We start from the raw sequence: 15,974 nt of genomic DNA on the forward strand, positions 1-15,974 counted from the left end.
GATAAAACTATTAAGTTTGGACCCACGTTATGCTAATGAGTTATAGACAATAGTGTTTCTACAAATATAGAAAAAAGGGCCTCTTCATTGAAGAGCCCTTTTTCTACATGAATCTATTAATTTTCTTCCATATCTTTTCGGTTTTTCTTTAACATTTTAGATAGCATTTCATACACGATTGGTACAACTACTAATGTTAATAATGTTGAAGATAGTAAACCACCAATTACGGTAACTGCTAGGTCTTTTGAAATTAGACCACTTCCACCATTACCAAGTGCCATTGGAATCATTGCACCGATTGTTGCGATGGCAGTCATTAGGATTGGACGTAAACGAGTTGCACCTGCTTCTAAAATGGCATCGCGCATAGCAAGTCCGTCACGTTCCATATGAATAATGCGGTCTACTAATACGATGGCGTTTGTTACAACGATACCTATTAACATTAATAGTCCCATCATAACAGAAACAGAAATTGTTTGATTTGTAACGTACAAGCCGACAAATGCACCAATTACAGAGAATGGTAGTGAGAACAGAATAGCAAATGGTGCTAAACCTTCGCCGAATGTTACTACTAGGATGAAGTAAACAATCGCGATTGCAGCTAACATAGCGATTCCGAGCTGTGTGAACGTTTCTTGCATGTCTGCAGCAACGCCTCCAACTCCAGTCGTTACACCTTTAGGTAAATCTAATTTATCGATTTTCTTATCAGCAGCTGCAGTTGCTTTTGACATATCGTCACCGATAATTGTACCAGAAACTTTTGCGAAATATTCACCTTTTGAGCGAGACAATGTGTTTAATGTAGTGCCTTTTTCTACTTTTACTAACTCACCGATTGTCATTGTTGTGCCTGTAGCTGTTTGGATTTTAGTAGCTAATACATCATCAAGAGATTTGGCCGCAGCTTTTTCTTCATGTTGTACAAGAACATCAATATCTTTACCGTTATGCTGAACTTTAGTTAAAACTTCTGGTGCTGTATTTTCATTTAAAGCCATTACAATTTGAGCAGTAGTTAAACCGTATTGTAGAATATTCTTTTGATCTACTTTTAAGGTATTCTCAACGAATGGATCTTCATTATCAGACTTAATTTCTTCTAATTCATCAACTTCTTTTAATGCGCCTTCTACTTGTTTCACGGCTTTACGAAGCTTTTCTAAATCTTCACTATATAATGTGTAACTTACTTCATTTGAAGAACCCGACATTGATGAGAAGTTTTGAGATTTCCATTCTCCAGATTGACCGATGTTCATTACATAGTCTTCTACTTCTTGACGTGCCCCAGGGAAGTCCTCCATATCTGGATCGAAGATGAGGTACATTAAGGCACCACCAGCACCGCCACCCATCATCATTGCTGAAGGATCAACATGTTTTGGATCATTGATCGAAACTTGTAAAATATCAACGTCTTTGCGTTTCATTAATTCTTTTTCTACTTTTGCAACATTTGCTTCTGTATCTTTCATTAGCTCGCCTGTAGCAGGAGTATACGTTAAGTACATCACCTTATCTTCTTGAGAGCCCATGAAGCTGAAGCCAATAAGTGGTGTTAAAGCAAGAGAACCAACAAGCAATACAATCGCTATAACTGATGTAATGATTTTATGGTTTAATGCTTTTGTTAGTATACCTTTATACCAAAGAGCTAGTTTACCAACTTCTTTATGTTGACTTTCTTTTTTCTCACCGTATATTTTTTTACGGAATAAGAAGTGAGATAAAGCTGGAACTATTGTAATCGCCACTATTAATGAAGCACCGAGTGCAAATGACATTGTTAACGCAAACGGTATGAATAATTCACCAACCATACCACCTACAAACATTAGTGGGGCGAATACGGCCACAGTTACTAATGTAGAAGAAAGGATTGGTTTGAACATTTCAATTGTCGCTTCACGAATAAGCGCACGACCTGTTAGTCTTTCTCCTTTTAAATGGATACGTCGATAAATATTTTCAACAACTACAATGGAGTCATCGATAACACGACCGATCGCCACGGTAATCGCACCGAGAGTCATAATGTTTAATGTGATATTCATCCAGTTTAATAGTAGTAATGCCATGAATACTGAAACTGGGATAGAAATAATCGAAATAATTGTTGATTTGAAATCACGTAAAAATAGTAAAATAATTAGCACGGCAATGGCACCACCGAATACTGCTTTTTCAATCATAGTGTAGACTGAATCCTCAATCGGTTTACCTTGGTCAAGTGAGATATCTACTTTTAAGCCGGCTAATGATTTTTCTTCGTCTTTCATTAAATCTTTCACTGCATTTACGACTTTTACCGTATTTGCATCTTGAGCTTTAACGATTTGAATTGCAATTGCATCTTTGCCATTTGTACGTGATACAGATTGTACTTTACCTTCGACCTCAATCTTTGCAATATCGCCTAGGCGAACGAATGGTGAAGGATTTGTAGCAGAAGGTGTGACTGGGATCAATAATTCTTTTAACTGATCGATAGATTGTGCTTTACCGTCTACTGATACGGCCTGTTCACCAACAGTAAATTGATATAAACCAAGTGATAGTGACATATCACTTGCTTGAATCATTTGCTTGACAGAATCCTCTGTTAAGCCGAGAGCAGCCATTTTCGCTTTATCATATTTAAATGATACTTCATTAATGTGCTGACCATTGATAGTTGCTGAAGCAACGCCATCAATTTTTTGGATTTTAGGAAGTAGAATGTCTTCTACTGTTGACGTTAATTCAACAATATCTTCTTTAGAGCTACTAACTGATAAAGCGACAACAGGCATCATATTCATGCTAATGGCCATAACTGTCGGCTTTTCAGCACCTTCAGGTAACTTGATTGTATCTAAAGCGGACTCTAATTGGCGTTTTTTCTCATCCATATCAATGCCGTAGTCGTATTCAACTTGAACTTGAGCTACGTTTGAAGAGGAATTTGAGTAAACAGCTTTTACATCTTCTAAGCTTTCTATTGACTTTTCAAATGGCATAGAAAGCTCATTCATAACCTGTTCAGGTGTTGCGCCAGGATAAACACCCATGACAATTAAATATGGTATAGAAATATCAGGTATCGATTCCATTTTCATTCTTGTACCTGAATAAATACCAGAGACAGTGATGATAATTGTTAATAACCACACTGCCAATTTGTTTTTCAATACGAAATTAACTAAACCTTTCACCTTTACACCTACCCTTTATTGACTAACTTGATTCATTTATTTATACTAATGACTAATCGGTCATTTGTCAATGAAATACATTAGGAGAGAATTAAAAGTATGTTAAAAAAGCAACTTATTATGGAGAAAGCGTTGGAGCTATTCTCAGAACAAGGCTTTGAAGCTACATCTGTACAGCAAATTACAGAACGATGTGGAATTTCAAAAGGTGCATTTTATTTATCTTTCAAAACAAAAGACGAGCTTATCATTTCTATGGTAGAGCACTATTTACAACAGTTTATTGCTGATGTTGACCAAGTAGTCAGAAGCTCACTTAGTAAAGATATCATTTTAGTTGAGTTTTACAAAAGTATTTTTCAAGCATTTAAAAACAATGCTGCATCTGCTCGTGTGTTTTTTAATGAGAAAGTACTTCTTTCAAAAAAAGAGTTGTTTCAGAAAATAATGGCCTATGATGCTGATATGTCTAAGTCGATCATCTATATGCTTGAGCAGCTCTATCAAGATGAACTCCACGAGACAAAATATGATGTCATGTATTGTATTAAAGGATTTATGAAAAGTTATTCAGAGCTTTTTATTTTTTCCGATATACCACTCGATTTAGATCAATTGGCTAAATCTCTAGCTGAAAAGACGGAAATTATTGCACGGCATACTACGATTCCATTTATAACTGAAGAGCTCGTTCAATTGACACCGGAACCTTATAATGAAAAAGTTTCACAGGAATCTTTACTGGAATTAATCGAACAATATCTAAATGGGTTAGAAGAGTCTATAGAACGCGAGTCTCTTGAATTACTAAAATTTCAAGTTGAAAATCCAACCTATAGTAAACCAATTTTAAAAGGTTTAATCGAAAACATACGATTGCAGCCAGATTATAGATGGGTTGCTTATGTAATAGCTAAATACTTTAATATTTAGACATGATAGGATTGCTCTCACTCTCAAGGGTAAACGGTCCTATTTTTAATGGGACAAAGAGAGTCTGCAAAGAATGGAAGTAATAGCGGTAATATGTAATAGTCTAGGTGAATAGAAGTGATTGCAGTGCTGCTAATAGCAATACAATAAGAACATGAACACCATTCAAGTATGGTAGTCATTTATTCGAAACGGTATTTTACTGAATGTTATGCTTGCTCAAAACCGATTCCGGGCGCAATAATGCCGAGACATATTTGCTAGTTGTTATTACTATATACGAAAAAATAGTAAAAAGGTTTCGGAAAAATAAAAAAACTACGCAATTTTGCGTAGTTTTTTGTAATGAGGTTAAACCTCCATAATAATCGGTAAAATCATAGGGCGACGTTTTGTTTTTTCAAATAGATATGGACCTAAAACGTCAGTTATTTCATTTTTAAGCTCAGTCCATTGAGGAGTTTTGCTTTGAATGGTCTCGTTCAGGTGGCGATTTAGCATTTTTTGTGCTTCATTAATCATCGTACCTGACTCGCGCATGTAAACGAAGCCTCGTGAAATAATGTCTGGACCGGAAACGATTTTTTGGTTTTCCATATCCACACTTACAACAACGATTACTAAACCTTCTTCCGAAAGAATGCGACGATCGCGTAATACGATATTTCCGATATCTCCAATACCATTGCCGTCAATATAAACGTCTCCTGAAGGGATGCGACCAGCTACATGCGCCTCATTGGCACTTAATGCTAGCACGTCACCATTCTCCATAACGAATGTATTTTCGAGTGGAACATCACAATCTTCTGCTAGATGCGTATGCATTTTCAACATACGGAATTCACCGTGAATTGGCATGAAGAATTTAGGCTTCATTAAGCGTAGCATCAATTTTTGTTCTTCCTGAGAACCGTGACCAGAAGTATGGATATTGTTTAGTGCACCATGAATAACTTCTGCGCCTGCACGGAAAAGTAAGTTGATGATCTTGTTGACACTTACCGTATTTCCTGGCACTGGCGAAGAAGAGAAGACAACTGTGTCACCAGGCTGGATTTGGATTTGACGATGTGTACCATTTGCAATGCGAGAAAGGGCAGCCATCGGTTCACCTTGAGAGCCTGTACATAATATCATTACTTCATTTGCTGGAAGGCGATTAATGCTTTGTGCATCAATGAATGTATCCTTTGGTGCATTTATATAACCTAGTTCGCGACCAAGTGTAATGGCATTGTCCATTGAACGTCCAAAGACAGCAATTTTTCTTCCGTATTTTATTGCAGCATCTGTTGCTTGTTGTAGACGGTAAATGTTAGATGCAAAAGTTGCGAAAATTATACGACTATCAACCTTACGGAAAATTTCGTCGATACTTTTACCAACTGTACGCTCTGACATTGTGAAGTTCGGCTTTTCCGCATTTGTACTATCTGAAAGTAAGCACAGTACTCCATCTCGTCCGATTTCAGCCATTTTTGTTAAGTTGGCTGGCTCACCTACAGGTGTAAAGTCAAATTTAAAGTCACCTGTATGCACGATGTTACCGGGTGGTGTTTTTACAACGACACCGTAAGCATCTGGAATACTATGTGTTGTTCTAAAGAAGCTAACCGATGTTTTTCTAAACTTAATAACATCATCTTCTTTAATTTCAATAAGCTTTGTCGTACGTAGCAAGCCATGCTCGTCTAATTTATTGCGTAATAAACCAAGTGCAAGCTTACCGCCGTAGACAGGAACATTTACTTGACGTAATAAGTAGGGAATACCACCAATATGGTCTTCGTGTCCGTGTGTAACAAATAATCCTTTGATTTTGTCGACGTTGCGTACTAAATAAGTATAATCCGGAATTACATAGTCAATGCCGAGTAAATCGTCTTCTGGAAATTTAATACCGGCATCAATTAAAATGATTTCATCTTGAAATTGAACGCCGTAAGTGTTTTTGCCGATTTCGCCCAGTCCGCCGAGCGCGAAAACAGCTGCTTGGTCATTTTTAACAAACTTCATGTTTGTTAAATTTCCTCCAAGACGAAGTTCGGACTTGCTTGTTCGTAGGCTAAATAGTTACCTTCAAGCAGTTGAATGAACTCGATGTTGTAGTTTCGGTCTTTTAGCTTTTCACGTACTTCGCGGTCTGAAGCAGCTTCAAGGTATAGACTTTTAGTATTTTCGCGAACTGGAATTTCATTTGCTTTTTCTTGATAATAAACTTTGTAAATCATAGTTTGCTCTCCTTTTATTGCGTACAATTTTCTTGCACCTTTGACTAATACCACACACGTACTACAAGAAAAAACAGCAAATTTCTAGTGTAAAGAAGAAATTAAGCGTTTGAAGTTCTTGTATCTCAGTGCTACATCCAGACGTAATTACAACAAGGTGCAATTGAATTAAGCAATGAGACAGTGGTTGCACATAGCCAAATAAATGCATTTCCTTTATATTATCACGCAGTTACTCTAAAATAAAGAAAAGCCCTTCAAATAATGAAGGGCAAATGTTAGGCAATTGATTTTTTTCCGAGTATGCCGCGAAGTTGCTTCAACAATTTACGTTTGAGTTTCTTCAGCATGGCACATCACTCCTTAGGATCATTGTAATAAAAAATACTGCCTCTGTAAAGTCATTAGCCTTGTAAAATAATACGTCATGAAGGGGAATATAAGATGAATAAAATTTTATTTTTTGATGTAGATGGTACACTTTATAATAGTGAGAAACGATTACCTGCTTCAGCGAAAGAAGCTCTTTTTGAAGCTCGTCGTAATGGATATGAGTTAGCGATTGCAACTGGGCGAGCACCTTTCATGATTCAATCCTTACTTGAAGAGCTAGATATTGATACGTACATAACCTTTAATGGACAATATGTCGTTTATAAAGGTGAGGTTGTCTATACAAACGGTATTGAAAAAGACGAACTAACTAAGATTATTGCCTTTGCTGCAGCGCGAAATGAACCTGTTGTATTTTTAGACGATCAGCGAATGATTGCGTCAGGCGGAAACAATGCTTGGGTGGCAGAAAGCTTAAATACATTAAAATACCCGTATCCAGAGATAGACTCAACTTATTATATGCAGAACAGTGTCTATCAAACACTTATATTTATGGAAGAAAAAGATGAACCTATGTATCGGGAAGCATTTCCAAACGTACAATTTGTACGCTGGCATCGCTATTCTTGTGACATTTTACCAAAGGGTGGGTCAAAGGCTGCTGGTATTGAAAAGGTGCTTGAAAGAATGGGACTTACGATAGAAGATGCCATTGCTTTTGGAGATGGTATGAACGATATTGAAATGCTACAAGCTGTAGGGACTGGCGTGGCGATGGGGAATGGACATGAGCGCGTAAAAGCTGTTGCTACCCATATTGCAGAGCATGTAGATGAGGATGGTCTTGCTAAAATCATGCGCCAATTAAACATTATCTAAAAAAGCAACTAGTTGTAAGAATTGACTACAACTAGTTGCTTTTTTATTTATTCAATGTCTTTAATAGTTGTTTTTACTATTTTCAACTGTACATCTTTATTTGTGAAATGATTGATTGTGTCTTTAGAGAGCGCGGAATCTGTAATAATCATATCTACCTCATCTACTGGACAAACTTGAATAGCAACATCTTTATTAAATTTCGAAGAGTCTGCTGCTACATATACAGTTTGAGAAATATTAATAATTTGTTTACGGGTAATTGCCTCTTCTAAACTGAAATCTGAAATTCCTTTTTCAATAGATACGCCACTAGCACAAATAAATGCTTTGTTAATATTAAGGTGATCGAATCGGAAGAGGAAATCATTAGACGTTACGGATTTTTCGGAGTGACGAACTTTACCACCTATGATGATCACTTCAATATTGGAGCCAATTAAATCGAAGGCTACAGGAAGTGAGTTTGTAATGACTGTTAATTTTTCTTTCTCTAATAAAAATGGTGCCATTTGAAAGGTAGTCGTCCCGCTATCTATAAAAATACATTCCCCATCTTGTACTAAAGAAGCGCATGCTTTTGCAATGGCGATTTTTTCAGTTAATTGGTCATGAAGTCGTTGATCTATCAATCCTTCAGCAGGCTCGATATATTTAACGCCGCCATAAAACTTCTCTATCTTCTTTTCCTGAACAAGCTGTTGAATATCACGACGGATTGTTTCCATTGAAACGTTGAACTCTTTTGTGAGGGTTACTAATTTTACTATCTTATGTTCCCGTACGAATTGCAGAATATGTTGTTGCCTTTCTATTGTATACATTTCATCACCTCTACTACTAATTTACTCTAAACACTCGCAACTTTGTCAACAACTGGTCAAGATTTACTTAACATTTACACAAATCTGGATGTCCCTTTACAAATTGTCCCTATACTAAAGTTAAGAACTAAAGAGAGGTGAACAATTTGTTGGAACTAAAAAATATCTCGAAAAACTATAAAGATAAAAAAGTTTTAATGAATATAAATTTAAACATTCAACCTGGTGAAATCGTGTCGTTATTGGGACCGAGCGGCTGTGGAAAAACAACTTTACTCAATATTATTTTAGGTCTTACGCAACAAACAAATGGACAGCTTCTATACAATGGACAAGATATTTCGAATCAATCAATGAGAGATCGCGGGTTTAATATTGTTTTTCAAGACTTTGCATTGTTTCCTCATTTAAATGCGTATGACAACATCGTGTATGGTTTGAAAAATATAAAAGAAGCTATGTCAAAAATGGAGGTTCAGGAATATATAGACTTTTTAGAACTGACTCCACATTTACATAAAAAGATTCATGAATTGTCAGGTGGACAAAAACAGCGTGTCTCTATAGCTAGAACACTCGTGATGCAGCCTAAAATTTTATTGTTAGATGAACCTTTAAGTGCGCTTGATGGAGTGATAAAAGAATCGATTAAGGAACGTATTCAATCTATTGCTCGCCAATTTAATCTAACAACAATTATTGTAACGCATGATCCGGAGGAGGCTCTTACGCTATCGGATAAAGTTCTAATTATTAATGAAGGAACTGTTTCGCAATTTGGAACACCACAGGAAATATTACATACACCCGAAAACCAATTCGTGGAAGATTTTATATTAAGGCAGCTCCATATAAAACGTCATAACATTTATCAGCTATTTGGAGAGTCTTATGCTTAAAACAAATAAAATGATGAAATTGATTTTTCTCCCGATTATATTCTTTTTTATATTCTTTCTAATTGTTCCGTTACTTTATATGTTTTGGCAGTCTTTAAAAAAGGGGACAGCCATCACCATTCAAAACTATGTGGAAACATTGCAAAATGTAGAGATTCGTGATGCGTTTTTAAATAGTTTTCAAGTTTCCTTAGTAGCGGCTTTGATCACAACAATTATCGCTTTTTTATTGGCGTATGCTGTGCATTTTACAACGATGCATCGCTCTACGAAAAAACTTGTCCAAGTTGGTATTACTTTGCCAATGCTTTTACCGACCATTACCTATGGTTTTGTCCTGATTTATACCTTTGGCAATCAAGGGATTATGACGAAGATATTTGGTCAGCCCTTATTTACGGTATATGGGTTTAACGGTTTGTTAATTGGTTATGTACTTTATACGTTACCTGTTGCCTTTATATTAATGCAAAATTCTATGCAATACATCGATAAGCGCTTTCTGCTAGTTTCCATGCTGATACATGATCGTCCATTACGAAGATTTTATCATACAGTATTGCGACCGATGCTAGGGACGATTGGCGGGGCATTCATATTATCGTTTGTTTTAAGCTTTACAGATTTCGGGATCCCTGCGTCAGTTGGTGGTGGTTACAAAGTTATTGCAACTGAGCTATATCAAGCAATGCTTGGCTCCATTGTACATTTTGAGAGGGGTGCGGTGATTTCGATTTTCATGTTAGTGCCTGCTGTACTTGGAGTTGTTATGTTAACTATTTTAGAACGCTTTAATTTTCAATATAAGCAAGTTTCTAAAAGTGACCTCGTTGTTCACCGGTTACGTGATGTCATGTTTACTGTTTTCTCATGGGTCTGTGTGGGCGCAGTGTTCATCATGTTTTCAACAATATTTATTGTCCCTTTAACGAAGGGCTATCCATATGATTTCAGCTTTACTTTAGAGCATGTGAAAAACGTCTTAGCTGAACAGGGCTTGAAGCAAGTCTATATGAATTCACTAATTGTTGCTGTGTTGACAGCGGTTTTAGGAGTAGGTGTAGCATTTGTAGCCGCTCTATTAAATGTAAGAACACCACTTAAAGGAAAGAAAAGCTTAGATCTTGCTTCGATGATTACGAATACTGTGCCAGGTATGGTACTTGGTCTTTCTTATTTGTTTTTCTTTACCGGCAGTAGCTTGAAGGGGACTTTCCTTATCGTTATTGCGTGTAATATTGTTCACTTCTTTACGACGCCCTATTTAATGGCGAAAAATTCATTGCAAAAAATGGATCCGACATGGGAAGTGACAGCTGAGCTATTAAAGGATTCGTGGTTAAAAACGGTCATTCGTGTAATTTTGCCGAATATTAGACCTACGATTTATCAAATGTTTAGCTATTATTTTTTAAATGCCATGGTGACTGTTAGCGGGGTAATTTTCCTTGTCAGTACGAAAACGATGCTTGTATCGACACGTATAAAAGAACTTCAACATTTTGCGAAGTATACAGATATTTTTGTCCTATCGATTTTTATTTTATGTACAAACCTCATTGTGAAATTAGGTTGTGACTATATAGCAACACCTAAAGAAAAAACAAAGGAGCATACAGATGAAAAAATCAACAGTAATGATGTTAGGTACAGTTAGCACTGCCATTGTTTTGGCTGCTTGTGGAGGAGCGGAAGCGGGTTCGAAAGATCAAGTCATTATTTATTCAAATGCGGATGATGAAGCCGTTCAAGTAATGGAAGCAACATTAGATAAAAAGGGTTATGAAGGTAAGTATTTAATCCAATCATTCGGAACTTCAGAACTGGGTGGGAAAATAATGGCTGAGGGGAAAGACATTGAAGCGGATGTCGTTACAACAGCTTCTTATTTTATCGAAAGTGCACAAAAATCTAAGTCAATGTTTGTAGATTTATCTTCTGATTTAAAGCCTCTAGATGGTGGTACTACATTTGCATTACCGATTTTAGGGAATATCGGGTCAATTTTTATCAATACGGATTTATTAAAACAAAAAGGGTTGCCAGTTCCAGCATCAATAAAGGATTTAACAGACCCTGCTTATAAAGATATGTTGTCATTTCCGAATATTCTAGATTCGTCAACAGGTTGGTTATTAGTGCAAGCGATTATAAATGAGTATGGCGAAAAAGAAGGCAAAAAGATATTAGCTGATTTAACTAAAAATGCTGGACCGCATATCGAAAGTTCAGGATCTGGACCTATTAAAAAAGTGAAAACCGGCGAAGTGGCTGTAGGGTTTGGTCTACGTATTCAAGCGATTGATGCTAAAAAAGAAGGGCTACCGATTGATTACATCGATCCGATAGAAGGTAATTTTACATTAACTGAATCAGTAGCCGTGGTAGATAAAGAAGGGGATGAAGCGCTAGCGCGTGAAATAGCCAAAATAATAGCAACGGAGGCCCGCCCTGATTTATTGAAGCAATATCCTGTAGCCCTTTATGAAGGTGAGCAAGTCAATGAAGAGTATGTGCCTAAATATTTGAAGAAATGGGACACAACATTAACGGTTGATCTATTAGAAAAACATCAAGCTTTCTTTAAAGAAGCGCAAAAATAAGGAGATATTGATTTAATGAACAGCTATAAATTGTTAACGCCAGGACCATTAACGACAACTGAAACAGTAAAACAAGTGATGTTAAAGGATCGTTGCACATGGGACGATGATTATAAAACGGTCACACAAACAATACGTAAGCAGCTTTTGGAGTTAGCGCAAGTAAAAGAAACCGATTATACAACTGTTCTTATGCAGGGAAGTGGTAGCTTTGTTGTGGAATCTGTGTTAACAACTGCAATTGGAGATGAAGATAAAGTCCTTATTATCACAAATGGTGCTTACGGTGAACGCATTGTTGATATGGCAAAAGTACTTAAGCTACAGCATACGGTCTATAGTGTTCCTTATCATGAACAACCGTCACCACTCAAAGTGAAAACGCTGTTGGAAAATGATTCAACAATAACGCATGTTGCCGTTGTACATTGTGAGACGACAACTGGCATATTAAATCCTATAAGTGAAATAGGAGACGTTGTGAAAGGGTTGAATAAAACGTTTATTGTTGATGCGATGAGTAGCTTCGGTGGCGTACCAATGGATGTATCGGTAATGGGGATTGATTATTTAATTAGCAGTGCCAATAAATGTATCCAAGGAGTACCAGGCTTTGGATTTGTGATAGCGAAGATTGAGGACTTAGAAAAGTGTAAAGGGCAAGCTAGAAGCGTTGCGTTAGATTTATATAATCAGTGGGAAGTAATGGAAGTGGATGGGAAATGGCGTTTTACATCACCTACACATGTTGTGGCTGCTTTTGCGAAGGCAATAGAGGAGCTAGTGGAAGAAGGTGGAGTCCGTGCTCGACACGAACGATATGCGACGAATAATCGTATACTTCGCGCTCGTTTGCAAGAGCTTGGGTTTAATGCTTATATTTCAGAGGATCTACAATCACCTATTATTACAACGTTTTTATTCCCTTATGAAGGCTTCTCCTTCGAACATTTCTATCATGCGATGAAAGAAGCCGGTTTTGTTATTTATCCGGGGAAATTAACAGATATGGATACATTCAGAATTGGTAATATTGGGGATATTCATGAAGATGATATGAATACACTATGTAAGGTTATCGAAAATTATATGGCGGTGATGAAAAAATGAAGATTGAAGCGATTATTTTAGATTGGGCAGGTACAACTGTTGATTTTGGCTGCTTTGCTCCTGTGAATGTTTTTCTTTCAATTTTTGAAGATGCGGGCATCGAGGTAACGCTTGAAGAAACACGCAAACCGATGGGCATGCTGAAAATCGATCATATTCGTACAATGCTAGAAATGCCTAGAATTCGTGAGGCATGGAATCAAAAGTATGGACGACATTTTACGGAAGAGGATGTCCAGGCGTTATATGTGCAGTTTGAATCAAAGTTAATGGAGTCATTAGCAACTTACACTGATCCGATTCAGCATGTGAAAGAAACCATACATCAATTAAAAGAAGCGGGTATTCGTATCGGTTCTACGACGGGGTATACTGACTCAATGATGGGGGTAGTGACTCAACATGCAGCAGCAAATGGATATGAGCCTGAATTTTTAGTAACGCCTACTCAAATAGGAGATAAAGGACGTCCGTACCCATATATGATATTTAAAAATATGGAGGCATTAGGTATTAAGGCAACAAAGCAAGTTGTGAAGGTTGGAGATACTACTTCAGATATTCAAGAGGCTTTAAATGCAGGTGTATGGGCTGTTGGTGTTATTGTTGGAAGCTCTGAAATGGGGTTATCACAAGAGGAATTTATGGCCTTGTCAGAAGAAGAGCAGCAAGAGGCTATTGAAAAAACAGCACTAGTATTTAAAGAAACGGGTGCACACTATACAATTCGAACAATGAAAGAGCTGCCAGCGTTGCTTGAAGAAATTAATGAACGTTTAGGACAAGGAATAGTCATGGTGTAAACATAAAATATCACAACGAGCTGGAAAGAAAGGAGACCCCGCAGTTTAAAAACTGCAGGATTTGCTTTCTTTCTGTGCTTTTAATCACGCTCATATGGTGTTGAATCTGGGATTTCCGCAAATGGATTTTTTTCATTAATGCGATCGTAAAACATAATGCCATTAAGGTGGTCTAATTCGTGTTGGAAGGCTATAGCAGGCATGCCTTTAAGTCGCATTTTTTTCTCTTCACCGTCAACTGTTTTAAATTTAACTGTAACACGAGCATGACGTGGTACATAGCCTGGAACATTGCGATCTACAGAAAGGCAGCCTTCACCCGCTGGAAGGTAAGTGTTTTCTACAGAGTGGCTAACGATTTTTGGATTGATCGCTACAAAACTTAATTGTTCGCCATTGTCATCTGTTAAATGAAGGGCAAACATACGATGTAGGCTATTTACTTGATTGGCAGCTAATCCAATGCCACCGCGTAAATTATATTTATCTGCCATTTCAGGATCTTGGCTGTTTATTAAATATTGAAGCATATCTTCTGCAAGTTGTTTTACTTCATCAGTTAAAGGAAATTTGACCTCCTCAGCTTTTGTGCGTAAAGTCGGATGACCTTCGCGAATAATATCATCCATTAAAATCATATATGAATCTTCCTTTCAACTTTATAGTGCTTACTAATAATTATACATCACGTCTTAAAACAATCACATGAAAAAAGACCTTATTTGAATATACTTAAAAAATTATTATATAGCTATTAGATTGTCTAGAACTGGGCATTCTACTATTGGTAATCATGAAAGGAAACTAAATTAATGAGCGCTTCTACTATGTTGTTATAATACAGTTGTTGTGGATTAGTGGTACAGTGTGAAACAGAGTTGTTTAATCGTTACTTTAGAAAAAATCTTTGTTTATACGCGTAATATATGATTGACCGACGGTATTTTATTCAGTATACTGAGTGCAAAGAATAAGTTGTACTAGTTGAAACAGTGATTTATTTTAATACAGCTGAAAGGGAGATGTGACAAATGAGCAAGAAAAACAATAATATTTTTGATGCTAAACAAACGCTGACTGAAATCGAAGATAAGTTTGAAATGTTTCAAATTTTGAATGAAGAAGGCGAAATTATAAATGACAATGCAGACCCAAAACTATCTGATGAGGAGCTAGTTGAGTTAATGACGCGTATGGTTTATACACGTATTTTAGACCAACGCTCTATTTCTCTTAACCGTCAAGGTCGATTAGGCTTCTATGCGCCAACGGCTGGGCAAGAAGCATCGCAACTTGCTTCACACTTTGCATTAGAAAAAGAAGACTGGATTTTACCTGGTTACCGTGATGTACCACAAATCGTATGGCATGGTTTACCTTTAGATAAAGCGTTTTTATTCTCACGTGGTCATTTTATGGGGAACCAAGTTCCTGAAGGCGTAAACGTATTAGCACCTCAAATCATTATCGGTGCACAATATATTCAAGCAGCAGGTGTAGCTCTTGGTATTCAAAAACGTGGTAAAAAGGCTGTGGCTGTAACTTATACAGGTGATGGTGGCTCATCGCAAGGGGATTTCTATGAAGGCATTAACTTTGCAGGTGCGTTTAAATCACCAGCAATCTTCATTGTACAAAATAACCAATATGCAATTTCAACACCTCGTGAATTACAAACAGCTGCGAAAACAATTGCTCAAAAAGGTGTAGCAGCAGGCTTACCAAGTATTTTAGTTGATGGAATGGATGCGCTAGCAGTTTACGTAGCAACACGTGATGCACGTGAGCGCGCAGTTAACGGCGAAGGTCCAACATTAATTGAAACAATGTGCTATCGCTATGGTCCTCATACAATGGCAGGGGATGACCCAACGCGTTACCGCACATCGGATACAGATAGTGAATGGGCACAAAAAGACCCTCTTGTACGCTTCCGTAAATATCTAGGGGCGAAAGGTTTATGGGATGAGCAAAAAGAAGAGGCTGTTATTGAACGTGCAAAAGAAGAAATTAAAGAGGCAATCAAGAAAGCCGATGCTGCTCCAAAACAAAAAGTAACAGAGTTAATGGAAAACATGTATAAAGGCGAAATGCCATCTAATTTAAAAGAACAGTATGAAATCTATAAAGAGAAGGAGTCGAAATAA

13 protein-coding genes are annotated in these 15,974 nt (G+C 37.0%); 8 read left to right on the forward strand and 5 right to left on the reverse strand.

All coding sequences use genetic code 11. The features are described 5' to 3' along the window. Window positions 1–116: 116 nt before the first annotated feature. The gene (locus MWJ95_RS06615; protein WP_249104838.1) at window positions 117–3,206 is read right to left on the reverse strand and encodes an efflux RND transporter permease subunit; all 3,090 of its coding nucleotides are present in this window, start codon (window positions 3,204–3,206) and stop codon (window positions 117–119) included. Between the two features lie 99 nt (window positions 3,207–3,305). Between MWJ95_RS06615 and MWJ95_RS06620 the strand changes: the two genes are divergently transcribed. Next, complete coding sequence (locus MWJ95_RS06620) at window positions 3,306–4,139, forward strand: TetR/AcrR family transcriptional regulator (RefSeq protein ID WP_249073304.1); 834 nt, start codon at window positions 3,306–3,308, stop codon at window positions 4,137–4,139. Between the two features lie 351 nt (window positions 4,140–4,490). On the opposite strand, the gene rnjA is transcribed toward MWJ95_RS06620, so the two are convergent. Both rnjA and MWJ95_RS06630 read right to left on the reverse strand, forming a co-directional pair. Beyond that, the gene (gene rnjA / locus MWJ95_RS06625) at window positions 4,491–6,158 is read right to left on the reverse strand and encodes a ribonuclease J1 (RefSeq protein WP_249073303.1); all 1,668 of its coding nucleotides are present in this window, start codon (window positions 6,156–6,158) and stop codon (window positions 4,491–4,493) included. A 5-nt stretch (window positions 6,159–6,163) separates the two neighbouring features. Continuing rightward, complete coding sequence (locus MWJ95_RS06630; protein WP_079559694.1) at window positions 6,164–6,373, reverse strand: DNA-dependent RNA polymerase subunit epsilon; 210 nt, start codon at window positions 6,371–6,373, stop codon at window positions 6,164–6,166. Between the two features lie 444 nt (window positions 6,374–6,817). On the opposite strand from MWJ95_RS06630, the gene MWJ95_RS06635 reads away from it, so the two are divergent. Continuing rightward, entirely contained in the window at window positions 6,818–7,588 is a 771-nt protein-coding gene (locus MWJ95_RS06635) for a Cof-type HAD-IIB family hydrolase (RefSeq protein ID WP_249073302.1), read from the forward strand. A 47-nt stretch (window positions 7,589–7,635) separates the two neighbouring features. Here MWJ95_RS06635 and MWJ95_RS06640 read toward each other — a convergent pair whose 3' ends face one another. After that, window positions 7,636–8,412: a DeoR/GlpR family DNA-binding transcription regulator gene (locus MWJ95_RS06640; protein WP_249104840.1), complete on the reverse strand. Its 777-nt coding sequence runs from the start codon at window positions 8,410–8,412 to the stop codon at window positions 7,636–7,638. 146 nt (window positions 8,413–8,558) lie between these two features. On the opposite strand from MWJ95_RS06640, the gene MWJ95_RS06645 reads away from it, so the two are divergent. From MWJ95_RS06645 to phnX, 5 genes are read left to right on the forward strand one after another with little or no spacing between them, the layout of a single operon-like run. Then, window positions 8,559–9,311, forward strand: a complete 753-nt coding sequence (locus MWJ95_RS06645) for an ABC transporter ATP-binding protein (RefSeq protein WP_249073300.1) — start codon at window positions 8,559–8,561, stop codon at window positions 9,309–9,311. Beyond that, complete coding sequence (locus tag MWJ95_RS06650) at window positions 9,304–10,968, forward strand: ABC transporter permease subunit (RefSeq protein ID WP_249104842.1); 1,665 nt, start codon at window positions 9,304–9,306, stop codon at window positions 10,966–10,968. Before MWJ95_RS06645 ends, MWJ95_RS06650 begins: the two co-directional genes overlap by 8 nt. After that, on the forward strand, window positions 10,931–11,914 hold the full coding sequence (locus MWJ95_RS06655) for an extracellular solute-binding protein (protein ID WP_249104844.1): 984 nt from the start codon (window positions 10,931–10,933) through the stop codon (window positions 11,912–11,914). Before MWJ95_RS06650 ends, MWJ95_RS06655 begins: the two co-directional genes overlap by 38 nt. 15 nt (window positions 11,915–11,929) lie before the next feature. Further along, window positions 11,930–13,024: a 2-aminoethylphosphonate--pyruvate transaminase gene (locus tag MWJ95_RS06660; RefSeq protein ID WP_249104846.1), complete on the forward strand. Its 1,095-nt coding sequence runs from the start codon at window positions 11,930–11,932 to the stop codon at window positions 13,022–13,024. After that, window positions 13,021–13,827, forward strand: coding sequence for a phosphonoacetaldehyde hydrolase (phnX, locus tag MWJ95_RS06665; RefSeq protein ID WP_249073296.1), 807 nt, complete (start codon window positions 13,021–13,023; stop codon window positions 13,825–13,827). The genes MWJ95_RS06660 and phnX overlap by 4 nt, the downstream gene beginning before the upstream one ends. An 80-nt stretch (window positions 13,828–13,907) precedes the next feature. On the opposite strand, the gene def is transcribed toward phnX, so the two are convergent. Next, window positions 13,908–14,465, reverse strand: a complete 558-nt coding sequence (def, locus tag MWJ95_RS06670) for a peptide deformylase (RefSeq protein WP_249073295.1) — start codon at window positions 14,463–14,465, stop codon at window positions 13,908–13,910. Window positions 14,466–14,858: 393 nt separating this feature from the next. On the opposite strand from def, the gene pdhA reads away from it, so the two are divergent. Next, window positions 14,859–15,974, forward strand: a complete 1,116-nt coding sequence (gene pdhA, locus MWJ95_RS06675; RefSeq protein ID WP_249073294.1) for a pyruvate dehydrogenase (acetyl-transferring) E1 component subunit alpha — start codon at window positions 14,859–14,861, stop codon at window positions 15,972–15,974.

The sequence above is a fragment of the Lysinibacillus sp. Bpr_S20 genome, assembly GCF_023337835.1.
GTDB lineage: Bacteria > Bacillota > Bacilli > Bacillales_A > Planococcaceae > Lysinibacillus.

Coding starts and splice junctions, on each gene's coding strand:
- MWJ95_RS06650 (WP_249104842.1), top strand. CDS start 9,304: ATGCTTAAAACAAATAAAATGATGAAATTGATTTTTCTCCCGATTATA.
- def (WP_249073295.1), bottom strand. CDS start 14,465: ATGATTTTAATGGATGATATTATTCGCGAAGGTCATCCGACTTTACGC.
- MWJ95_RS06635 (WP_249073302.1), top strand. CDS start 6,818: ATGAATAAAATTTTATTTTTTGATGTAGATGGTACACTTTATAATAGT.
- MWJ95_RS06660 (WP_249104846.1), top strand. CDS start 11,930: ATGAACAGCTATAAATTGTTAACGCCAGGACCATTAACGACAACTGAA.
- rnjA (WP_249073303.1), bottom strand. CDS start 6,158: ATGAAGTTTGTTAAAAATGACCAAGCAGCTGTTTTCGCGCTCGGCGGA.
- MWJ95_RS06630 (WP_079559694.1), bottom strand. CDS start 6,373: ATGATTTACAAAGTTTATTATCAAGAAAAAGCAAATGAAATTCCAGTT.
- MWJ95_RS06640 (WP_249104840.1), bottom strand. CDS start 8,412: ATGTATACAATAGAAAGGCAACAACATATTCTGCAATTCGTACGGGAA.
- MWJ95_RS06655 (WP_249104844.1), top strand. CDS start 10,931: ATGAAAAAATCAACAGTAATGATGTTAGGTACAGTTAGCACTGCCATT.
- pdhA (WP_249073294.1), top strand. CDS start 14,859: ATGAGCAAGAAAAACAATAATATTTTTGATGCTAAACAAACGCTGACT.
- phnX (WP_249073296.1), top strand. CDS start 13,021: ATGAAGATTGAAGCGATTATTTTAGATTGGGCAGGTACAACTGTTGAT.
- MWJ95_RS06620 (WP_249073304.1), top strand. CDS start 3,306: ATGTTAAAAAAGCAACTTATTATGGAGAAAGCGTTGGAGCTATTCTCA.